Genomic DNA, 20,900 nt, shown 5'->3' on the forward strand with positions numbered 1-20,900 from the left:
AACGGAATTGCGGGCGCTACTTTTTGGCCTCGGCATAGATGCCCGGCGAGAGGCCATATTTGCTGACGAAGACGCGGGTCATGTGGCTCTGGTCGGCGAAGCCGGCCGCGAACGCGGCCTCCGCCAGCGGCATGCCCCCGCCGATCAGGCGGCGGGCGAGATCGATGCGGCGCTGGACGATATAGGCATGCGGCGTCAGGCCGACGGCGCTTGCGAAATTGCGCACCAGTTGAAAGCGGCTGAGCCCGGCTTCGGCGGCGAGATCGGCGAGCGTGATCGCGGCCGTCGGATCGTCGTCGATCATCGTCTTGGCCGCCGTAACTGTTGCCGGCCGTTCACGCTGGTGTCGCCTGCCGGTGGCAAGAACGCCTGCAAGCAGCAGCAGGAGCTGCTCCTCGTGCCGGATGGCGTCGCCCATGGCCGTCGGATCGGTGATGGCCGCAAACAGTGCCCGAAATTGATCTGCGACCTCCCGGTCGTGGAAGGCGGGTGCAGTGAACTCGCCGGAATGCGCGCGGCCCTGGCGGATATCCTCGGCGGCAGTCGCGATGACCGAGGGATCGAAGTAGAGCATGCGCCAGGCGCGGCCGGCATCACCGATCGGCGTTCCGTCATGCACCTCGCCGGGGTTGACGGTGATCATGTCGCCGGCGCCGGCTTCGACCATGCCGCGGCCGCTGAGCGACTTCTGCGCGCCCTCATAGATGAGACCGATGCCGAACTGATCGTGCGTGTGGCGGGCGAAGGACTGGCGCGTTTCGGCCTCGACAGCGTCTATGCCCGCGGCGGCACTGCGCAGCATCCTGATCTTGCCCTTTGCCATCCCGCGCGCCTGCTCCGTTCTCTAGCTTTGTCTTGTACACCGGGGCGCCGCATCCGGCCATCGCAATGACGCCTCATGACGCCTCCTGCTCCGGCTGACATCGGTGGGTCGTAGAAACTTTCATCTTTCCGGCGTTGCAATCACCGGCCGCATCCTTACGTTGCGGTGCCAGGCGGCTGAGACAATAGGAGATGGTCGAAATGCTGGATCTTCGTGTTCACTTTCTCGAAGCGGACGGGTCTCTGGCGCCGTGGCACGAACGAATACGGGAGGCCGTGCGGGAAACCGCCGAGCGTGTGGGCGCGGCGGTTTCTGCCTCGGACAGCGCCGCCCCCATCGATGTCCTCGTCGAGTATCGTGCGGGCGAGACGATCCCCGAACTCGGTGTTGCGGGCGCCTGCTACCGCAGGGCGCTGGTCTTCTTCACGGTCGATCCCGGTAACGAGAATTTCGAGGCGAGCCTTACTGCGGGAGAAGTGCGCAAATTGCTGACGCACGAACTGCATCATTCCTTTCGCCACGCGACCTGCGGCTATGGTTCCAAGCTCGGCGAAGCGCTGGTCAGCGAGGGGCTGGCCGATGCTTTCGATGCCGAGATCAACGGCGGCGACGGCCATGTGTGGAATCATGCGCTCAACGCCGCGGATTGGGAAAGCTTGTTGGAGCGCGCCGAACGAGAGCTTTGGGCCGAGACCTATGATCACGCAGGCTGGTTCTTTGGCACCGATCGGTCTCTGCCGCGCTGGGCCGGCTACACGATCGGCTATCATCTGGTGAAGACTTATCTTGCTGTCAATCCGCAGGCGCGCCCATCGCAGATGACGGCGACGCCGGCATCGGTCGTGATCGGCGAAGCATGGGCGCCGCTCAAGGATCGTCTGCTCGTCGCCGCATGATGGTTCAGGCCGAGATGGCTAAGCGTGAGGCGCCTCGTCGCGATCGCGGCCCGGCAGCTTCTTGACGTCGCCGATCCAGGGCAACGCCGAGGAACACCAGATCTGCGACCGCGGTCTGAGCTGCCGGCGCTGGTTGATCGTTCCCACCCGGATGCCAACCTCCAGCGCGTCCTCGTCGGTGCCGGTCGTATAGATCGGCGAGCCGCAGTTCGGGCAGAAGAACTGCAGCCGCTGCCGCCCGTTTGCGCCGATCTTCACATAGAGCTTCGGTTCGCCGCCGGTCAGCCGAAAGTTCTCCCGTTCCGTGCCGGCGGTGACGCGGTAGGCCGATCCCGTCAGTTGCTGGCAATCGGTGCAATGGCAGATCCCGACATCGGCCGGGTCGATCTCCGCCTCGTAGGTGACGAAGCCGCAGTGGCATTGCCCGTCGATATGCATGGAGCCCTCCCTGAAAGCGGGAAAGCTAGGGCGGTCCGGGCGAAAGGCTATGCCACTCTCATCCGCCCGAAGCCTCATTGGGCGATCGGGCTTAAGGATCGCAGCGTCTCGCCCCGCCGTTCGGCATGGACGGAGAGCGGTGGAGTGCCACCGTTTGGTTCGCCGCTTACACGCCGGTAAACAGCCACTCGTGTTCGCGGGCGTTGTGGAACTTCCAGATGCGCTTCGGTCCGGCCATGACGTTGAGATAATAGACGTCGTAGCCGTGCACGGCAGCGACCGGATGATAGCCCCTCGGCACCAGCGTCACGTCGCCGTCCTCGACTGCCATGGTCTCGTCGAGCGAGCGATCGTCGGTATAGACGCGTTGCATCGCAAAGCCCTGGGGCGGGTTCAGCCGGTGGTAATAGGTCTCTTCCAGATAACTCTCGGCCGGCAGGTCGTCCTGGTCGTGCTTGTGCGGGGGGTAGGAGGAAGTATGGCCACCGGGCGTGATCACCTCGACGACGAGCAGCGACTGCGCCGAGCCGTCATCTTCCGGCATGATGTTGGTGACGTAGCGGGTGTTGGTACCCTTGCCGCGGGTCATCTGCGGATGGGTGCCCGGTGCGATCACCTTCGCCTTGAAGCCGTCGCCGCCCGGGGCCGAGCAGATGGCAAGGTCGAGGTCGGAGGTGGCCGTTGCTTGCCAGCGGCTGCCCTTCGGCACGTAGACGGCATAGGGCTGGCCCTCGAAGGGGGTCATGCGCTCGCCGAGCTCGCCGAGGCTTTCGCCGTCGACGGCGACCTTCGCCTTGCCGGACACAAGCACCAGGCAGATTTCCTTGTCGCCGGTCTCGCCCTCGGTCGTCTCGCCCGCTTTTAGCCGTTCCAGCGCGAAGCCGACATAGGTCCAGCCGGCGCTCTCCGGCGTCACGTTTTGCATGAGGCCCGATTTGGCCTTCGGTTTGACGAGCAGCTTGGACATGTCGATCTCCCTGATACTTTTTCTGGAGCCGCGCCGAATGGTTGGCCTGCCCCTCACCCTAGCCCTCTCCCCGCTTACGGGGAGAGGGGATTTTCGGAGTTTGCGTCGCGCTCCCCACCTCTACGTCGCGAGGGACCGGAGGGCGCGGCATATCCCTTCACCCCGCCGGCGGGGAGAAGGTGGCGGCAGCCGGATGAGGGCCTCCCTCACCGTGCGGATGAGGGGCACGCCCCGCGAAGTCCGGCGACCGAAAGTGACGGCTTACTTGTCGAGCCCGGCTTCCTTGGCAAAAGCCTTCAGCGACTTCAGCCCGAGTGACTGGTATTCGAAAGGGTTGCGCACGGCCGAATCCTGTTCCGCCTCGATCACCAGCCAGCCGGAATAATCGTGCTCGGCGGCGATCTTCAGTACGGGCAGGAAGTCGACGCCGCCTTCACTGTCGCCGGGAACCGTGAAGACGCCACGGCGCACGCCTTCGAGGAAGGAGAGGCCTTCGCCCTCGACGACCTTGCGGACAGCGGGACGCACGTTCTTGCAATGGATGTGGCGCACGCGGTGCATGTATTTCTTCGCGACCTTGGCCGGATCGGAACCGCCGAACCAGGCGTGGCCGGTGTCGAGCAGCAACTTGGTCGCCGGGCCGGTGTTCTGCATCAGGAGATCGATTTCCTCACCGGTCTGGACGATCGTGCCCATGTGGTGATGGTAGACGAGGTCGATGCCCTGGTCGGCACAATATTGCGCGATCGCTTCGAGGTCGGCGCCGAACTTCTTCCACTGGTCGGCCGGCAGCACCGGCTTGTCGTTGGCGACCGACTTTCCGTCATCGCCATGGATGGCGTTCGAGGTTTCGCAGACGATTGCCACCTTGCAGCCATTGTGCTTCAGGAGATCGAGATGCGGCTGGATCGCCTTCTTCTCGGCCTCGACGTCATGGGTGAGCAGGTTGGTCGAGTGCCAGCCGGAGACGAAGACGAGATCGTAGGAGCCGAGCTTCTGCTTCAGTGCTTCCGGATCGGACGGCATCTTGTGGCCCTTCTCGATGCCGTCGAAGCCGATCTTCTGGCAATCGGACAGGCAGTCCTCGAGCGTCAAATGCGCGCCGATCGAATGATCGTCGTCGTTGCTCCAGGCGATCGGGTTAGTTCCGTAGCGGATCATGTCTTTCACTTTCTGATGCCATCCGCGGAAGGCGGATATTTTGTGAGCATAAACGGGAAAAGCGCCCGCGCGAAAACGCGGGCGCCGAAAGGGCAATCTTAGCCGAAGCGCTGTGCGGCGAGCGCCTTCTCATAACCCTCGCGCGCCGCGTTGACCTGGGCGCGGCCCGAGACCTCGGGCACTGCGACATCCCACCAGTGGCCGCCGGCCTCGGTCGTGATCAGCGGATCGGTGTCGATGACGATCACGGTCGTGCGCGTCTCGCTCGCGGTCTCCTTGAGCGCTGCTTCGAGCTCGGAGATCGAGCCGACCTTGCGGGTGACGGCGCCCATCGCGCCGGCATGCGCCGCGAAGTCGATCTGCGGCAGTTCGACGTGATGGGTGTCCTTCAAGAGATTGTTGAAGTTGGCGCCACCGGTACCCATCTGCAGCCGGTTGATGCAGCCGTAGCCGGCATTGTCGAGCAGCACGATCGTGAACTTGGCGCCAAGCATGATCGAAGAGGCGATCTCCGAATTCAGCATCATGTAGCTGCCGTCACCGACCATGACGATCACGTCGCTCTCGGGCTTGGCGAGCTTGACGCCGAGACCGCCGGCAACTTCGTAACCCATGGTCGAGAAGCCGTATTCCATATGGTAGCCGCCGGGCTCTTCCGCCTGCCAGAGCTTGTGCAACTCACCGGGTAGACCGCCGGCGGCGCAGACGAGCGTCGTGTTCTTGCCGCCGCGGGCGCGCTGCACGGCGCCGATCACCTGGGCGTCGGAGGGAAGGGCCGCATTGGTCGTGGCCGTCGCCTTGTCGGCCGCCGCCAGCCATTCCGCCTTGCCGGCCTTGGCCTTCGCGGTCCAGCTCGGATCGGCCTTGTGGCCGCCAAGACCGCCGGAGATGCGGTTGAGACCGGCGCGGGCGTCTGCGATCAGCGGCAGGCCGTTGTGTTTGCCGGCGTCGAAAGGCTGAACGTTGAGGCCGATGATCTTCAGGTCGTCGTTCTTGAAGAGCGCCCAGGAACCGGTCGTGAAGTCTTGCAGGCGCGAGCCGACGGCGAGAACCACGTCGGCATCCTCGGCAAGCGCGTTGGAGGCGGTGGTGCCGGTCACACCGACCGAACCCATGTTGAGCGAATGCGAATGCGCCAGCGCCGACTTGCCGGCCTGCGTTTCGACCACGGGGATGCCGTGGCGTTCGGCGAAGTCGCCGAGTTCCTTGCCCGCTTCCGAATAGAGCACGCCGCCGCCGGCGACGATGATCGGCTTCTTTGCTTCCTTCAGCGCCGCGATCGCCGTCGCCAGTTCGTCGAGATCCGGCTCGACGCGGCGCGGCACCCAGACCTTCTCGTCGAAGAAGTTTTCGGGGTAGTCGTAGGCTTCCGCCTGCACGTCCTGGCAGAGCGACAGCGTTACCGGGCCGCAATCGGCCGGATCCGTCAGCACCTGCATGGCGCGGCGCAGCGCCGGGATGATCTGTTCGGGCCGGCTGATGCGGTCGAAGTAGCGCGAGACCGGGCGGAAGCAGTCGTTCGCCGAGATCGTGCCGTCGCCGAAGCTTTCCACCTGCTGCAGCACCGGATCGGGGCGGCGGTTGGCGAACACATCGCCGGGCAGGAAGAGGACCGGCAGGCGGTTGACATGGGCGAGTGCTGCCGAGGTCACCATGTTGAGCGCGCCGGGGCCGATCGAGGTGGTGCAGGCCATGAAGCGGCGGCGGAAGCTCGCCTTGGCAAAGGCGATCGCCGCATTCGCCATGCCCTGTTCGTTCTGGGCGCGGTAGGTCGGCAGCGTGTCCTTGATCGCGTGCAGCGCTTCGCCGACGCCGGCGACGTTGCCATGGCCGAAGATGGCGAAGACGCCGCCGAAGATAGGCACCTTCTTGCCTTCGATGACGGTCATCTGGCGGGTCAGGAACCGCGCCACGGCCTGGGCCATGGTCAGGCGCACGGTCTTCTGGCTCATAATCTGTTTCCTCCTCGTGGCGGAATCGTCCCGTTCCGCCCTGTCCGGCATTATCGACTGATATCTGTCGATCCTATGCCGCCTTTGTTTCACCCAGTTGCAGCCAGAGATCGACCAGGGCCTTGAATTTTCCGGCCATGTCGGCGATCGCCTGGTCGTCGCTCATCGTGCCGCCGAGCCAGGCCCGGCCGGCATCGGCGAAAATCGTTCGGCCGACGGCAAAGCCCCGGACCGTCTTCGAAGTGCGGGCGGCTGCAAAGCCGTCCTTGAGCTGCTCATAGGGCGCTTCGAGGCCCAAGAGCACCACGCCGCGGCAGAGCGGGTCGCGTGCCTCGATGACGGCATCGATCGCTGCCCAGGCGCCGCGGCTCGCCTGCGGCTCGAGCTTCCACCAGTCCGGCTTGAGCCCGGCATCGTAGAGTTCGGTCAGTGCCCGCGGAATGGTCTGGTCGTCGAGCTTGCCGTGCTTGCCGGCAATGATCTCGATCAGGATCTCACGGCCAACCTTGCGCGCCGCTTCGAAGGCGGAGCGGAGCTTTGCCACCTGCTGGGCTTTCAACTCCGCCGGATCGTCCGGGTGGTAGAAGGAGAGCACCTTGATGCAGTGGTCGACCGGCCAGTCGATCAGGCGACTGCCGAGATCCTGGCTGAATTCGAATTGCAGCGGCCGCGAGCCCGGAAGCTCGATCGGCTTGCCGATCCAGAAGTCGCGATGGGCGCCGGCGGCGTAAAGCGCGTCGCGGCCGTACTTGTCGTCGATCAGCATGCCGAAGCCGGAGCGGCCGGCCGCGACCTGTGCGGCGGCCTTCACCGCCAGCACCTTGAAGGCGGGAATGCGGTCAAGCAGAGCCTGGTCGCCGGCGGCCATGTCTTCGAGCTGGCTGCGATGATCGATCGCCAGCGCCATCAGAAGCGGGATATCGCGGCGACGTGTGGTTGCCCAGTGAACGTGGTTGATCGCCTCGTCCTTGCGCAGGGCCCGTTCTTTGCTGCCCTTTTCCAGGAAGAACTGCAGTTCCGTCCAGGTCGGGATTTCAGGCGCACAGAGCAGGCGCGAGACAGCGAAGGCGCCGCAGGCATTGGCCCAGGTAGCAGACGTCGCGTGCGGCTCGTTTTTGAGCCAGCCGCGCAGGAAGCCGGACATGAAGGCGTCGCCGGCGCCGAGCACGTTATAGACCTCGATCGGAAAGCCCTTGCCGACGATGCCGTCTTCGAGGTCGTCGGTGATCGGACCGTCATAGACGATGCAGCCCATCGGTCCGCGCTTGAGCACAATCGTCGCCTTCGAGAGCGAGCGGATCGTCTTCAGCGCCTGGAGCAGGTCACTTTCGCCCGAGGCGATCAGCACTTCCTCTTCCGTGCCGACGATCAGGTCGCAATCGGCAAGAACCGTTTTCAGATGCGCCGAAACGCGATCCGACGCGATATAACGGCTTTCGCCGGCGTCATGGCCGGCAAGGCCCCAGAGGTTCGGACGGTAGTCGATGTCGAAGACGACCTTCGCGCCGTTTTCCTTGGCAATGCGGATCGCCTTGCGCTGGGCGGCGTCGGTGTTCGGCTTGGAGAAATGCGTGCCCGAGACGAGCACTGCGCGGGCGGAACGGATGAACTCCTCGGAAACGTCATCTTCGCAAAGCGCGTTGTCGGCGCAGTTGTCGCGATAGAAGAGCAGCGGGAAGGTCTTGTCGTTTTCGACCGCGAGGATCGCGAGCGCCGTCAGCCGCTCCGGATCCGTGACGATGCCGCGCGTTTCGACGCCTTCGCGGATGAGCTGCTCGCGGATGAAGCGGCCCATCTGTTCGTCGCCGACGCGGGTGAGAAGCGCTGACTTCAGGCCCAGGCGGGCGGTGCCGACAGAGATGTTGCAGGGGCAGCCGCCCACTGACTTCGCAAAGCTCGAAACATCTTCAAGCCGCGTGCCGATCTGCTGGCCATAGAGATCGACCGAGGCCCGGCCGATGGTGATCAGGTCGAGCGGCTTTGCTCCCTGTGCCGAAACGTTCTGGCTCACTGCTTCCTCCCCGCGGACACCTTGGCGGGCCCGACCATTTCCGTACTGTGGGTGATGGCCGTATGAAACATAAATTCCGACGTTTCGTCAATATGGAATTTTCATTCTATCTGTTCCGTTTTGCCTAGCCGCCCTCGGCGAGGCGCTGGCGCTTCTCGGCGATGGCGACCGTCAGCGCCATGGCAAACGCCATGCTGGCGGAAAGAGAACGGAAGCCGGCATGGTCGGCCTCGACCAGTTCGAACCAGACCTTCGAGGATTCTGCCAAGGGCGAGAAGGCCGAGTCCGTCAGCGACACGACGGGCACCTTGCGTTCGGCGAGAAGCCGCGCCTGGGCCGCACTTTCGGAGGCGTAGGGCGAGAAGCTGACGGCAAAGGCGGCATCGTTTTTCGTCGCCATCGCCAGCATGTCCTCGTCGATACCGGCGGCGGTGCCGACGAGTTGGTATTTCACCTTCAGCTTGCCGAAGGCATAGGCCATGTAGCTGGAAATCGGATAGGAGCGGCGCTTGGCGATCAGGTAGACGGTGTCGGCCTTGGCGAGGATATCGACGGCGCGTTCGAAGGCTTCAGGATCCACCGAGGAGGCGATGTTGTCGAGCGAGCGGTGGGCGGCAGCGACGAAGCCGTTGAAGATCGAACCGCTTTCGAGCTTGCTGTGGTCGTTGGCGCTGAGCGCCTTCAGCCGGTCCTCATAGCCGGGCGTGCGCTCACGCAGCCGGGCGCGAAAGATCTGCTGCAGGCTGGAAAAGCCCTCGAAGCCGAAATGCTGGGCGAAGCGCACCAGCGTCGACGGCTGCACTTCGGCGGAAGTCGCGATGCTCGCTGCCGTGCCGAAGGCGATTTCATCGGGATTGTCGAGCGAATAGGCGGCAACCTGGCGCAGCCGTTTCGGCAGCTCCGCCTTGCGTTCCAGAATGGCGGCTTTCAGCGCCTCGAAATCCTGCGGCACCTCTGTCGTCGTTTCCGGCATGGCCATGTCTCGCTCGTCTCCCTCGATGTCAGTCTGGCTTTCGGCCTCACCCTAATCGATTAGTCGGGAACGGGATAGAACAGGCATTCTATTTTTCTCGGAGCATGTCCAGGAAAAGTGCGAAGCGGATTTCCGTCCGGAATGCGCACCAAAACAGAGAGCATGTCCAGGAAAAGTGCGCAGCGGTTTTGCGTCCGAAATGCGCAGCAAGACGGGCGGCATTTCCAGCAAAAGTGCGTAGCGGTTTAGCGTCCCGACGTGCGTGCAAAAATAGATGGTTTTCCTACGACACGCCGGCCGTCGAAGCCGCCTAGATCCGCATCCATTCGTTTGTCTTGGCCGATTGATAGGTCGCCGAAAGCACCTTCTGCACCTCGTAGCCTTCGCGGAAATCGGTCGAGGGAGACTTGCCGCCGGCGATGGCGTCGAGGAACTCCTTCACCTCGATGGCCTTCAGGTCGTTGAAGCCGATCTGGTGGCCCGGCGCTACGCAGAACGCGCCATAGGGCGGATGCTCCGGTCCGGCCCAGATGGTGCGGAAGCCGCGGGTGCGGATATCATCGCCGATCTTGTAGAGGCGGATTTCGTTCAGCCGCTCCTGGGTGAAGACGATGCTTCCCTTCGAACCATAGATCTCGAAATCGTGCTGCATCTTGCGACCGGTCGCGATCCAGCTTGCCTCGAAGCTGCCGGTGGCGCCGTTTTCGAAGCGCACGAAGGCGCGGGTGATGTCGTCGACCTCGACGGCGCGGGTTTCGCTGGAGCCAGCGGACACCGGGCGTTCCGGGATCTGGATGATGGTTTCGGCAAGCACCTGTTTGATCGGGCCGACGAGGTGGCGCATGGAGGCGATAATGTGGCTGCCGATGTCGGCAAGCGCACCGCCGCCGCTGGCCGGGTTCAGGCGCCAGCCCCACGGAACCTGCGCGTCGGCCATGAAGTCTTCCGCATGGATGCCGCGCATCGAGCGGATCTCGCCGATCTCGCCGCTTTCGATGATGTCCTTGGCAAGGAAGATCAGTGGGTTCTTCAGATAGTTGAAGCCGACCTGGGTCACGACGCCCGCCTTCTCGGCCGCCTCAACCATCTCGCGGCATTCCGCGACGGTCGGCGCCAGCGGCTTTTCGCAATAGACGTGCTTGCCATGGGCGATCGCCGCAAGCGCCATCTCCTTGTGCAAAAGGTTCGGCGTGGTGATGTCGATGATGTCGATATCCGGATCGGTCAAGAGCTCGCGCCAGTCGGCGGTCGCCTTGCGGAAGCCCAGTTGACCGCGGGCGCGTTCGGCACTCTCGACGGTCACGTCGGCGACCGAAACCAGATCGAGCTCGAAGGGCAGGTCGAAGACCCGCGCGGCAATGGTGAAGCCGAGCGCATGGGCCTTGCCCATGAAGCCCGTGCCGATCAGGCCGATGCCGAGTTTGCGCTTGCTGCCCATGCTGAATTCCTCCCTGGCGGCGCTGCCGTGTTGGTCTGAAATGAAATGAATTTTGCAAGTCTTGTCAATATGGAATGTTTGTTCGAAATAGGATGGCGATACCGACGTTGTGCCGTTTGAAACAGCCAAAACTGTGCGTTCCGGTTAGCTTCACCTTGACGAAAGGGGGAATGTGTTAACGCATTTTTACCATGTTCCGTTGGAACATCGCGTTTCGTCATGGTTAACGAATCGCTCCGCAGTGAACGGAGCGGAGCTGGAGTGAAATCAGCATGTGCCGCTGGGCAGCCTATCGCGGGGAGCCGCTGTATCTCGAGGAACTGGTGACCTCTCCGGCGCACTCGCTGATCGAACAGTCCCATTGCGCGACACGGGCCAAGACCGCCACCAATGGCGACGGCTTCGGCATCGCCTGGTACGGCGACCATCCCGAGCCGGGGCGCTACCGCGATATCCTGCCGGCCTGGTCCGACTGCAACTTGAAGAGCATCGCACGGCAGATCCGCTCGCCGCTCTTCCTCGCCCATGTGCGCGCCGCGACCGGCGGCGGAACCAGGCGCGACAACTGTCATCCCTTCGTCTTCGGCCGCTGGTCCTTCATGCACAACGGCCAGATCGGCGACTTCGAGCATCTGCGCCGTCCGATGGAGAGCATGCTCGACAATGACCTCTATTCGGCGCGCACCGGCACGACGGATTCGGAGCTCCTGTTTCTTCTCGCCATGCAGTTCGGGCTCGACCGCGATCCGCTCGGCGCGATCGCCGAGGCGCTGGCCTTTATCGAACAGCTTGCCGAGCATCTGGAGCGCCAGGTGCTAGTGCGCTTCACCGCAGCTTTTTCCGACGGCCAGGATCTCTACGCCGTGCGCTACGCCTCCGACTGGAAGGCGCCGACGCTCTATGCCGCACCGATGGGCCCGAGCGGTGGCTATTGCCTTGTCTCCGAACCGCTCAACGACGACGACAGTGCTTGGGTCGAAATCCCCGACGGCACCGCGGTCATCGTCGGCGAAAACGGAGTCGATGTTCGGCTGTTTTCGACCAAGGGCACGCCGGTCAGATCTCGCCAGATGGCCTGAGCCGGCGGCGCTTTCGACTTCGACGAGGACGCCGCGCCCCTCATCCGGCTGCCGCCACCTCCTCCCCGCAGGCGGGGAGAAGGGACGCGTGGCGCTCGCTCGTCCACGACTGGCTCTTCGAGAAAGCGACCGATTATCATCGTTCTCGAGGTTAGACGGGAGAGGCTAAGCCCGCAGCCAACGGGACGCGATATCGCGTGTGCCGCGTCCCCTCGCCCCGCTTGCGGGGAGAGGGCTCAGGTGAGGGGCATTTGCCATGAGATCGATTGTTTAGCGCGCCAGCTGCTCGGCAATCATCGCCGCCAGCTTTTCCGCCACCGCGTCCTTGTCCATCTCTGGCCAGTCGTCATTGCCGGCATGTGAGATCAGCTTCACCTTATTGCGGTCGCCGCCCATGATGCCGGTTGCCGGCGAGACGTCGTTGGCGAGGATGAAGTCGGCGCCCTTTCGCTCGAGCTTGGCGCGGCCGTTGTCGGCGACGTTTTCGGTCTCGGCGGCAAAGCCGATGACGAGCTTTGGCCGCTTCGCATGGTGGCCGACCGTCTTCAGGATATCGGGGTTTTCAGCAAGCTGCAGCGGCGGCGGCGCCTCGCCCGGCTTCTTCTTGATCTTGTTGCCGGCGGCCGTCGCCACCCGCCAGTCGGCAACGGCGGCGACCATGACGGCGACATCGGCGGGAAGGGCGGCAAGCACCGCATCGCGCATCTCTTCGGCCCGCTCCACATGCACGACTTTCACACCAACCGGATCCGGGATCGTCACCGGGCCGGAGACCAGCGTGACGTCGGCGCCGAGCTTTGCTAGCGCCGCGGCGATCGCATGGCCCTGCTTGCCGGAGGAGCGATTGGCAATGTAGCGCACCGGGTCGATCGGCTCATGCGTCGGCCCTGAGGTGACGACGACGCTGCGCCCGGCAAGCGGTTTTGGCGCGCCTAAGAGCAGGTCTTCAACGGCCGCGACGATTGCCAGCGGCTCACTCATGCGGCCTTCGCCGGCCTCGCCGCTTTCGGCCATTTCGCCCGCTTCCGGGCCGATGAAGCGGAGGCCGTCCCTGGCAAGCGTCGCCCGGTTGCGGCGCGTCGCCGGATGCGCCCACATTTTCGGGTTCATCGCCGGCGCAACCAGGACAGGGCGGTCCGTTGCCAACAGAATGGTCGAGGCGAGATCGTCCGCATGGCCGTTCGCCATCTTCGCCATCAGGTCGGCGGTCGCGGGTGCCACGACGATCAGATCGCATTCGCGCGCCAGCCGAATATGGCCGACGTCCTGCTCGTCCTCGCGCGAAAATAGGTCGAGATAGACATGCGAGGCCGAAAGCGCGCCGACGGCAAGCGGCGTCACGAACTGCTGTGCGCCCGCCGTCATGACCGGCCGCACGCTCGCCCCGCGTTCGCGCAGCCGTCGGATGAGATCGAGGCTCTTATAGGCCGCGATGCCGCCGGAGATGATGAGGAGAATACGCTTGCCCGACAGTGTCATTTGCACCCGGCCCTTCGGCCGTCCTCTCGCCCGGCATGGGCTGCCGAGCCTACGCGATACCAGAATAGTCCAGGCGACCGGCCTCACCGACGCCTTTGATGTCGAACCTACTTGAGCGATCTGCCGGGCGCAACGTGTCCGGAGGGGCCGGCAGATCAAGGGGGCGGAACAAAAGCCGCGCCGCTTGCGTCAACCGGGGCAGGGGCTGTTGCCGAAGCCTGATAATGCGGTTAATCCGCTCTCAATCCGCGGGGGCTAAGCTTCTTCCATGCGAATAAATGCGATCACAAACTGGGCCTATGGCGTGACCGTCCTTCTGACGGGGCTTTCCGGTGCCGCCTTCATCCTGTCGACCGACAGCGCGATCAAGGAACGCCAAGCGGTTGAGCAACATCTGGTGCTTGACACGCTCGGCGAAGAGCTTGCGCTCGGGGCTGAAACGCGAAGTGACGAGGCACGTCTTTATGTGATGCGCGGCGACGAGCGCCATCTGGAAGCCTTCCACCGCGCCGAGGAAGAAGAACGCCGGCGCGAGGAGGCGACCAAGACCGCGACCAATCTTGGCGCAACGCCGGCGGAGATCGCCGCCTTGCAGGATATCGTTCGCGAGGCGGAAGCGCTCGACAAGGTCGAGGTTGCCGCCATCGATGCCTATCAGAAGGATGACCGCGCCGGCGCGCAGGAAAAGCTCTTTGGGCCCGAGCACGAGCGTCTGCAGACCGCCCTTCTTGAGACGGTGGCGCGGTTCAGGGACCTGACCAACGTCCGCACCGGCGCGGCCCTCAACGAGGCGCAGGAGCGCAGCGATTGGTATGCGGCCGCCGCCAAGACGATGCTCGGCATCACTGCCGCCCTGTTCCTGAGCGTGCTCTATTTCATCCTCAAGCGCCGCGTCGCCATGCCGCTTACCCGCATGAGCGGTATCGTCACAAGACTTGCCGAGCAGGATTACGCCGTGGAAGTCCCGCTCGATCGCCGCAGCGACGAGATCGGCGAGATGAACAAGGCGATCCATATTTTCCGCGAAAACGGCCTGGAGCGGGACCGTCTGGACGCGGAGCGGCGGCTGGACCAGCAGACCAAGGATCTCATCCTGCAGATGATGCACCGGCTGCAGGCCTGCCAGAGCCAGGACGAACTGGCCGAGGTCGTCGCCCGTTTCGCGCCGCAGGTCTTTCCCAACCTCGCCGGCCATCTCTATGTGCTGAACGACAGCCGGACGCTCCTGTCGCGCGTCGGTACCTGGCTCGATCCGCAGCATTCGGCGCCGACGTTTCCGTCCAGCGCCTGCTGGGGGCTCCGCCGCGGCCGGCCGCATGTCAGCAACCGTGGCCACAGCGACATCGCCTGCCAGCACCTCGACGATGAAGGCGTGATCGGCCTCTGCGTGCCGCTGACGGCCCAGGGCGACACGATCGGGCTCCTCTACTTCGAGGAACGGTCTGAGGAGGAGTTCGCGGTCGAGGCGTCGCGCCTCTATCTCGAACTGATCGCCGAAAATATCGGGCTCGCCGTCGCCAATCTTCAGCTGCGCGAGAAGCTTACCAATCTCGCCGTCCGCGATGCGTTGACGGGCCTGCTCAACCGGCGCTGCCTCGATGAGGCGCTGAACCGGCAGCCGCGCGGGCAGGCCGGCAAGCCGCTCAGCTGCCTCATGATCGACATCGACCACTTCAAGCGCTTCAACGATGAGTTCGGCCACGATGCCGGCGACGTCGTCATGCAGTATGTCGCGCAGATCATCGTCGACACGGTCGGCGATGCCGGCAGTGCCTACCGTTTCGGCGGCGAGGAGTTCACCGTGCTCATGCCCGACGCCGGCGAAGCCGCGGGCTTCGAGCTTGCCGAGCGGCTGCGGACGCGGATCGGCACGACGCCGCTGTCGCATCGCGGCCGGATTCTGGGCACGGTTTCGGTCTCGGTCGGCGTTGCCTCGACGCCGGACGATGGGCCTGTAGCCACGCTCCTGACCCGGGCCGATGCCGCTCTTCTCGACTCCAAGAACCACGGCCGAAACCGGAGCGTGCGGGCCTCCGGGCTCGTCTTCGGCGACGACGAGGTGCAGCGCAGCCTCGCCTGATCCCCTGGCCCCCGCAGGTCTGTATCGAAGGGCCTGCCTTGAAACGGGCGCATTCGATGCTATCTATGACCGCGATAGAAATTTGAACAGGATACACGCATCGATGGATTTCACCCTGACCGCCAAGCCGAACCGTCTTGCCATCAGGGAAAACCGTATCCATGCCTGCTTCGATTTCACTCTCCCGTATTTCGTGGTCCACGCCTGAGGGCCGAAGCCTCCTTTCCGATCTCGACCTGAGCTTTGGTCCCGTTCGCACCGGCCTTGTCGGTCGCAATGGCGTGGGAAAATCCACCCTGCTGCGACTGGTCGAGGGATCGCTGGCGCCGCAGGCCGGCAAGGTCAGCGTCGTCGGTAGCCTCGGCGTGCTCAGCCAGACCGTTCAGGTCGCGGCCGACGAGACCGTCGCCAATCTCTTCGGCGTCACCGACGCGCTTGCGGTTCTGCAGAAAGCAGAAGAGGGGGGCGCCACCATGGACGAGCTGGCTTCCGCCGACTGGACGCTGGAGGCCCGCATGGAGGAAGCGCTGGCGCGCGTCGGTCTGGACGCTTCGGCGGAAACGCGCCTTGCCGCCTTGTCCGGCGGGCAGATGACCCGCGTGAAGCTTGCCGCGCTCGTCTTCAAGGAGCCGGACTTCATCCTGCTCGACGAACCCACCAACAATCTCGACCGCGAGGGGCGGGCGGCCGTCGCTGCGCTGATGGCGGGCTGGCGCGGCGGCGCCATCGTCGTCAGCCATGATCGCGAACTCCTGGAAGAGATGGACGCAATCGTCGAACTGACCACGCTCGGCGCCACCACCTACGGCGGCAATTGGAGCCACTATCGTGAACGCAAGGCGATCGAGCTGGCGTCTGCTCGCCACGATCTCGCCGATGCCGAGCGGCGTCTGGCCGAGGTCGAGCGCAAGACCCAGGAGACGGCCGAACGCAAGGCGCGCAAGGATGGCGCCGGCCGCCGCAAGCGCGCCAAGGGCGACGAACCGCTGCTCTTGCTCGATGCCAGGAAGGAGCGGAGCGAAAAGACCGGCGGCGACAATGCCCGCCTTGCGGAACGGCGACGGGACCAGGCGGTCGGCGATCTCGTCGAAGCGCGCGAGCGCATCGAAATCCTGCAGCCGCTGACTGTTCGCCTGCCGCCGACCGGACTGCCTGCCGGTCGCAGCGTCCTGCAGGTCGATAACGTCGGCGTCGGCTATGAACGGGAGAAGCCGATCGTCGACCGGCTGTCGCTCTCGATCGTCGGGCCGGAGCGCGTTGCGCTTACCGGCCGCAACGGTTCGGGCAAGACGACCCTGCTGTCGCTGCTGACGGGTGATCTGCAGCCATGGTCCGGCAGCGTGCGCCTGCTCGTCGATCACGCCATGCTCGACCAAAAGGTAAGCCTGCTCGATCCCGCGCTCTCTATCCGCGACAATTTTCGGGGTCTCAACCCTGATGCCAGCGAGAACGATTGCCGGGCAGCGCTCGCGCGTTTCATGTTCCGGGCCGACGCTGCGCTTCAGATGGTCTCGAGCCTCAGCGGGGGACAGATACTGCGCGCCGGTCTGGCCTGCGTGCTCGGTGGTCGCAATCCGCCGCAGCTCCTGATCCTCGACGAGCCGACCAACCATCTGGATATCGATTCCATCGAGGCGGTCGAGGCGGGGCTCAGGGCCTATGACGGCGCGCTGCTCGTCGTCAGCCACGACCGGGCCTTCCTGGAGGCGATCGGCATCACCAGGCGGATCGAACTTTCCTGACGGGACTATTCCGCCCAGCGCGCGTCGCCGGTAAAGGCGATCGTCAGCCAACGGTCATGGCCGGGATCACCGATCTCCTCGCCGATCTCGGCGCGGATCCGGTCGAGTTCGGCGAGCGTGCCGAATTTGGTTTCGGGCGTTCCGATCAGATAGACCTCGATCGTCCTGGAGCGCCCGACCTTGGCGACATAGGTGCGGTAATCGGCAAAGCCGTGGCGTGTGACGGCGTTCGCCGCTGCCTGCCGCACGCGCTCGTCAAGCTCGGCGGGTGCGACGAGGAAGATCTCCTTCAGCGCCTGGAAGACCGTGCGGATCGGCAGCGGGATCAGGCAGAGCGTCAGCACGATCAGGATCGCCGGGTCGACATAGGGCGTGACGTACTCGTAGGCCGTTCCCTTCAAGGCGGCGGCGATCGCAAAGGCGACGAGCAGGGCGGAGGTAATCGCGCCGGACATCGCCCAGGCGCGCACGTCGAGCGCCAGGAACTCCGAGCCGATCGGCCGGTTCGCCCGGCGTACATAGAAGAACATGAAGGCGCAGATCACCACGACGACGGCGGCATAGGCGATCGCCCAGTCGAAGGCGAGGTGATTGCCGCCCGACAGAATGGAGCCGACGGCGTTCACCATCGCGTAGAAGGAAAGCAGGGTCAGAAGGCCGGCATTGAAGAGCAGCACCATCGGTTCGATGTGCCAGAAGCCCATCTGGAAGCGCTTGCTCGGCTTCGGGATCAGCTGCGTCACGCCAAGCGCAAGCAGGGTCATGGAGGCGTCGACGGCCGAGAAGACACCGTCGAACACGATGGAAACCGAGCCCGATAGCAGACCGAAGATAACGCCCGTCACCCCGACGACCACGGTGGCCGCGATCGATTGTTTGAGGACTGTCTGTTCGCTTGGCGCACTCATGATCTTGTTATTACTCCGGTTTTGGTGGGGTGCGTAGGCGTTGGCAGTGTCGAAATGGTGGCAAGACGGGCGGATGGCGCTGCAAGCATAGCGTTTCGGCCAGCCGCAAGACAGCCGCCCAGGGACTGGTTCGGGGCGTGCAGTTGTCTTTCGCCGGTCGTGGGCTCAGAATTGACGAAGGCCTGCGGCAGGAGAATGGGCTGTGGAGGGAACATGATCGTCGAGATGCTGCTCGGTGCACTCTTCGTGTGTGGCACGGTCGCACTGACGCTTGCTGCGTACTTCCTGATGCGGCTGATCATGGGCGGCGAGGCCGAGGGCCATGAAAAGGAGCTGGCCAGTTCGGTCATCTTCCGGATCTCGGCACTGCATGGCCTGATCCTTGCGCTCGTGTTCGCGCAGGAGATGGTCGAGTACCAGCAGCTCAAATACGAAATGGCGACCGAAGCCGGCGCTATCGCCGACATCTACTATGATGCCGCACGCTACGGTGAAGGCTTCAAGGCACCGATCCAGCAGGCGATCTCCGCCTACGTGTCCCAGGTGATCGACGGCGAGTGGCAATCATTGGCCGACAAGGGCCGTCTTTCAAATGAGGCCTGGGCGTTCTGGGACAAGGCCTACCAGCATGTGCTGAACCTCGTGCCGGCCGACAAGCGTCAGGAGAGCCTGCGCAGCCAGATGCTGGAGCGGCTGCACGACGTTTCGCAGAGCCGAACCAAGCGGGAAAGCAACGTCGCGGACTCGATCGACAGCATCTTCTGGTTCGCGGCACTCTCCGGCGTGATCTTCATCGCGCTCGCCTACTATGCCTATCCGCCGAGGCGACGGAACCTGCTGCTGCTCTGCCTCTTCGGCGCCTATACCGGCATCATCCTGTTCCTGATCTACGCCTTCTCCAATCCGTATCAGCCGCCGGCAGCACTGGCGCCGGGGCCACTCGAACGGGTACAGGAGCAGATCAACGCGTCGCCCGCGACCGGCGGATAACCGGTCTCAAGCGAACTGCCCCAGCCGCAGCAGGTCTCCCGTGGCGGCGCCATCGTCGAGCGCTGTGGTGCGCGCAGCCTCAGGACGCGGCGGCGGCATGGAATGGCCGATCGCAAACAGAAGCGCACCTGCCGCCGCAAATGCCCCGAACAGCAGGAACATGCCGGCGCCGCCGACGGCGCCAAGCGCAAGGCCGCCGGTGAGCGGCCCGAGGAAGTTTCCAAACGTCGAGAGCGAATGGGCACCGAAATAGGTGCCGCGGTTGCCGGCGTTCGAAATTCCGTCGACCAGCACATATTCCGACGGCACGACCAGCACCTCGCCTATGGTGAAAAGGATCATCGAGGCGACGAGCATTTCCATTCCGGACGAGGCGGCAAAGCCGATTTCGCCGATCAGGAACAGCAGGCTGCCAAGCGACAGCGCGTGCAGGGCGCCGATCCGTTCGATGACGAAGCGGGCCGGCGTGCTGGCGACCAGCACCGTTACCGCGTTGGTCGAAACCAGCAGCGCAAAAAGCGTGACGCCGTCCTCAAAGCCGGTATTGAGATACTGCGACAGGGTCACGGACCACTGACCGTGAACGGCGAGAAGCAGCGTGCCGCCGACGACGAAGAAGACCAGGCGCCGGTCACGCAAGGCGGCGACAAGTCCGCGCCAGCCACCGGCACTCCCTGACGTTCGTTCGGCTTCGATAGCCTGCCTGCTGCTGGCCTCCGGTACCGTGAGCAAGAGTACGAGACCGAAGGCTGCGTGGATGACGCCCGCGATGACGAAAAGCGTCACATAGGCAGCGCCGACCCATACGCCGATCAATGGCCCGATCGCCCAGCCGGCATTTATGGCGAGATAACGCCAGGAGAAAACCTTGAGGCGCAGATGTTCAGGCGCCGCATCGCTCATCAAGGCGCGCGCGACCGGTTCAAAAACGGCGGCGGCAACGGCGGAAACGATGTGGGCCAGCGCGAAGGCGGCGATCGATTGTGCCAGTCCGAGCCCGGCCAGCGCCAGTCCGGCCATGAAGAGTGCGACGGTCAACACGCCTTTTCGGCCAATCCGATCGGAGAGCGTGCCGGCGAAGGGGCTGACGATCGCGCCGAGCAGCGGACCCACACCGATCAACGCGCCGATGCTGGCAGGGTTGAGGCCGAAGTCACGCTGGAGGCGGATTGCAAGGAAGGTCAGGCTCATGCCCTTGGCGATCGTCACCACACCGGAGCCCGCGATGAGAAGCAGCGCGACGAAGCGGCCGGCTTTTTCGGAATAGGCAGTCATCACAGGCACCTGCTGGCTGGAAACCGCCCGGTCTCCTTAAGGGATGGGGCGGCGCAAAAGGAAGAAACGCCTATGCGATTACAGCCGGCACGTGTGTTCGGCAAGGGGGCGTCGATTCCCAATGGGGCCCGGCATGAACAGAATAGCCCCGAGGCGGCCGTCGGCCGCCTCGGGGCTATTCGCAACGTGATGGCCGGGCGTTGGCCCGACGACTCAAGCCTTGGCCTGGCGCTCTTGCCAGGCGGCGTAAAGCGGTGTCGTTTCGGCATCGTCGATCGGCACATGGCGGAAGCGCATCGCCTGCTCGGCGAGCGGTTTTGCCAGTTCCGCATAGATCGCTGCGGTCGAGAGGCCAAAGGGTTCGGCGTCGGCATTCGAGTTCGCATAGGCGATCTCGGTGATCCCGGCCATGCGCATGGCCGCCAGGCACATCGGGCAGGGCTGGCCGCTGGCATAGACGGCGGCGCCTTCGAGCCGCGGGGAACGAAGGTTTTGGGCGGCGGAACGCAACGCGTTCAGTTCCGCATGCGAGGTGGGGTCGCCGGATGACAGCATCTCGTTGACGCCGCGACCGACGATCTCGCCATCCTTGACGACGACGGCGCCGAAGGGGCGTCCGCCTTTCTCGATGTTGCGGCGGGCAAGCGTTACTGCCTCGGCCAGATAGGTCTGTTCCTGGGTCATGAGA

The 20,900-nt window shown here is 64.3% G+C and carries 17 protein-coding genes; 5 read left to right on the forward strand and 12 right to left on the reverse strand.

Annotation, left to right across the window (positions count from 1 at the left end):
• Positions 1-16: 16 nt before the first annotated feature.
• On the reverse strand, positions 17-823 hold the full coding sequence (locus tag IB279_RS01485) for an AraC family transcriptional regulator (RefSeq protein ID WP_089043167.1): 807 nt from the start codon (positions 821-823) through the stop codon (positions 17-19).
• 200 nt (positions 824-1,023) lie between these two features.
• Between IB279_RS01485 and IB279_RS01490 the strand changes: the two genes are divergently transcribed.
• Entirely contained in the window at positions 1,024-1,719 is a 696-nt protein-coding gene (locus IB279_RS01490; protein ID WP_162741119.1) for a DUF2268 domain-containing putative Zn-dependent protease, read from the forward strand.
• A gap of 18 nt (positions 1,720-1,737) precedes the next feature.
• Here the strand turns inward: IB279_RS01490 and IB279_RS01495 are convergent, their stop codons facing one another.
• From IB279_RS01495 to IB279_RS01525, 7 genes are all read right to left on the reverse strand, one after another.
• Positions 1,738-2,157 carry a GFA family protein gene (locus IB279_RS01495; RefSeq protein ID WP_113187249.1) on the reverse strand — a complete coding sequence of 140 codons (420 nt, stop codon included), beginning with the start codon at positions 2,155-2,157 and terminating at the stop codon, positions 1,738-1,740.
• A 166-nt stretch (positions 2,158-2,323) separates the two neighbouring features.
• Complete coding sequence (gene iolB / locus IB279_RS01500) at positions 2,324-3,124, reverse strand: 5-deoxy-glucuronate isomerase (RefSeq protein ID WP_060580637.1); 801 nt, start codon at positions 3,122-3,124, stop codon at positions 2,324-2,326.
• A gap of 261 nt (positions 3,125-3,385) precedes the next feature.
• Positions 3,386-4,285 carry a myo-inosose-2 dehydratase gene (gene iolE / locus IB279_RS01505; RefSeq protein ID WP_113079950.1) on the reverse strand — a complete coding sequence of 300 codons (900 nt, stop codon included), beginning with the start codon at positions 4,283-4,285 and terminating at the stop codon, positions 3,386-3,388.
• A gap of 98 nt (positions 4,286-4,383) precedes the next feature.
• Positions 4,384-6,237 (reverse strand): 3D-(3,5/4)-trihydroxycyclohexane-1,2-dione acylhydrolase (decyclizing), encoded by a 1,854-nt coding sequence (gene iolD / locus IB279_RS01510; protein WP_113187250.1) that lies wholly within the window; start codon positions 6,235-6,237, stop codon positions 4,384-4,386.
• A 73-nt stretch (positions 6,238-6,310) separates the two neighbouring features.
• Positions 6,311-8,248 carry a 5-dehydro-2-deoxygluconokinase gene (gene iolC / locus IB279_RS01515; protein ID WP_090300985.1) on the reverse strand — a complete coding sequence of 646 codons (1,938 nt, stop codon included), beginning with the start codon at positions 8,246-8,248 and terminating at the stop codon, positions 6,311-6,313.
• A gap of 124 nt (positions 8,249-8,372) precedes the next feature.
• Positions 8,373-9,227, reverse strand: a complete 855-nt coding sequence (locus tag IB279_RS01520) for a MurR/RpiR family transcriptional regulator (RefSeq protein ID WP_060519708.1) — start codon at positions 9,225-9,227, stop codon at positions 8,373-8,375.
• A gap of 304 nt (positions 9,228-9,531) precedes the next feature.
• A complete protein-coding gene (locus IB279_RS01525) occupies positions 9,532-10,659 on the reverse strand; it encodes a Gfo/Idh/MocA family protein (RefSeq protein WP_113187251.1) in 1,128 nt (375 codons plus the stop codon).
• Positions 10,660-10,931: 272 nt separating this feature from the next.
• Between IB279_RS01525 and IB279_RS01530 the strand changes: the two genes are divergently transcribed.
• Positions 10,932-11,738, forward strand: a complete 807-nt coding sequence (locus IB279_RS01530) for a class II glutamine amidotransferase (protein ID WP_034797533.1) — start codon at positions 10,932-10,934, stop codon at positions 11,736-11,738.
• A gap of 270 nt (positions 11,739-12,008) precedes the next feature.
• Here the strand turns inward: IB279_RS01530 and coaBC are convergent, their stop codons facing one another.
• Entirely contained in the window at positions 12,009-13,217 is a 1,209-nt protein-coding gene (gene coaBC, locus IB279_RS01535) for a bifunctional phosphopantothenoylcysteine decarboxylase/phosphopantothenate--cysteine ligase CoaBC (RefSeq protein ID WP_060580642.1), read from the reverse strand.
• 268 nt (positions 13,218-13,485) lie between these two features.
• Between coaBC and IB279_RS01540 the strand changes: the two genes are divergently transcribed.
• Both IB279_RS01540 and IB279_RS01545 read left to right on the forward strand, forming a co-directional pair.
• Entirely contained in the window at positions 13,486-15,297 is a 1,812-nt protein-coding gene (locus tag IB279_RS01540) for a diguanylate cyclase (RefSeq protein ID WP_113187252.1), read from the forward strand.
• Between the two features lie 161 nt (positions 15,298-15,458).
• Positions 15,459-17,039 (forward strand): ABC-F family ATP-binding cassette domain-containing protein, encoded by a 1,581-nt coding sequence (locus tag IB279_RS01545; protein WP_113187253.1) that lies wholly within the window; start codon positions 15,459-15,461, stop codon positions 17,037-17,039.
• 5 nt (positions 17,040-17,044) lie between these two features.
• On the opposite strand, the gene IB279_RS01550 is transcribed toward IB279_RS01545, so the two are convergent.
• Complete coding sequence (locus IB279_RS01550) at positions 17,045-17,947, reverse strand: cation diffusion facilitator family transporter (protein WP_192338949.1); 903 nt, start codon at positions 17,945-17,947, stop codon at positions 17,045-17,047.
• 213 nt (positions 17,948-18,160) lie between these two features.
• Here IB279_RS01550 and IB279_RS01555 point away from each other — a divergent pair, with 213 nt between their 5' ends.
• Positions 18,161-18,937: a DUF4239 domain-containing protein gene (locus tag IB279_RS01555; RefSeq protein ID WP_060519720.1), complete on the forward strand. Its 777-nt coding sequence runs from the start codon at positions 18,161-18,163 to the stop codon at positions 18,935-18,937.
• 6 nt (positions 18,938-18,943) lie between these two features.
• Here the strand turns inward: IB279_RS01555 and IB279_RS01560 are convergent, their stop codons facing one another.
• The gene (locus IB279_RS01560) at positions 18,944-20,212 is read right to left on the reverse strand and encodes an MFS transporter (protein WP_060519722.1); all 1,269 of its coding nucleotides are present in this window, start codon (positions 20,210-20,212) and stop codon (positions 18,944-18,946) included.
• 213 nt (positions 20,213-20,425) lie between these two features.
• Positions 20,426-20,896, reverse strand: a complete 471-nt coding sequence (locus IB279_RS01565; RefSeq protein ID WP_112974799.1) for a nucleoside deaminase — start codon at positions 20,894-20,896, stop codon at positions 20,426-20,428.
• Positions 20,897-20,900: the final 4 nt, after the last annotated feature.

Source organism: Ensifer sp. ENS06, assembly GCF_014852205.1.
Classification (GTDB): domain Bacteria; phylum Pseudomonadota; class Alphaproteobacteria; order Rhizobiales; family Rhizobiaceae; genus Ensifer; species Ensifer adhaerens.

What these genes read in the sequence shown, in the direction of transcription:
- iolB (WP_060580637.1), bottom strand. Translation starts at nt 3,124, where the DNA reads ATGTCCAAGCTGCTCGTCAAACCGAAGGCCAAATCGGGCCTCATGCAA.
- iolE (WP_113079950.1), bottom strand. Translation starts at nt 4,285, where the DNA reads ATGATCCGCTACGGAACTAACCCGATCGCCTGGAGCAACGACGACGAT.
- IB279_RS01525 (WP_113187251.1), bottom strand. Translation starts at nt 10,659, where the DNA reads ATGGGCAGCAAGCGCAAACTCGGCATCGGCCTGATCGGCACGGGCTTC.
- IB279_RS01530 (WP_034797533.1), top strand. Translation starts at nt 10,932, where the DNA reads ATGTGCCGCTGGGCAGCCTATCGCGGGGAGCCGCTGTATCTCGAGGAA.
- IB279_RS01485 (WP_089043167.1), bottom strand. Translation starts at nt 823, where the DNA reads ATGGCAAAGGGCAAGATCAGGATGCTGCGCAGTGCCGCCGCGGGCATA.
- IB279_RS01490 (WP_162741119.1), top strand. Translation starts at nt 1,024, where the DNA reads ATGCTGGATCTTCGTGTTCACTTTCTCGAAGCGGACGGGTCTCTGGCG.
- IB279_RS01550 (WP_192338949.1), bottom strand. Translation starts at nt 17,947, where the DNA reads ATGAGTGCGCCAAGCGAACAGACAGTCCTCAAACAATCGATCGCGGCC.
- coaBC (WP_060580642.1), bottom strand. Translation starts at nt 13,217, where the DNA reads ATGACACTGTCGGGCAAGCGTATTCTCCTCATCATCTCCGGCGGCATC.
- IB279_RS01540 (WP_113187252.1), top strand. Translation starts at nt 13,486, where the DNA reads ATGCGAATAAATGCGATCACAAACTGGGCCTATGGCGTGACCGTCCTT.
- IB279_RS01495 (WP_113187249.1), bottom strand. Translation starts at nt 2,157, where the DNA reads ATGCATATCGACGGGCAATGCCACTGCGGCTTCGTCACCTACGAGGCG.
- iolD (WP_113187250.1), bottom strand. Translation starts at nt 6,237, where the DNA reads ATGAGCCAGAAGACCGTGCGCCTGACCATGGCCCAGGCCGTGGCGCGG.
- IB279_RS01545 (WP_113187253.1), top strand. Translation starts at nt 15,459, where the DNA reads ATGCCTGCTTCGATTTCACTCTCCCGTATTTCGTGGTCCACGCCTGAG.
- IB279_RS01555 (WP_060519720.1), top strand. Translation starts at nt 18,161, where the DNA reads ATGATCGTCGAGATGCTGCTCGGTGCACTCTTCGTGTGTGGCACGGTC.
- IB279_RS01520 (WP_060519708.1), bottom strand. Translation starts at nt 9,227, where the DNA reads ATGGCCATGCCGGAAACGACGACAGAGGTGCCGCAGGATTTCGAGGCG.
- IB279_RS01565 (WP_112974799.1), bottom strand. Translation starts at nt 20,896, where the DNA reads ATGACCCAGGAACAGACCTATCTGGCCGAGGCAGTAACGCTTGCCCGC.
- IB279_RS01560 (WP_060519722.1), bottom strand. Translation starts at nt 20,212, where the DNA reads ATGACTGCCTATTCCGAAAAAGCCGGCCGCTTCGTCGCGCTGCTTCTC.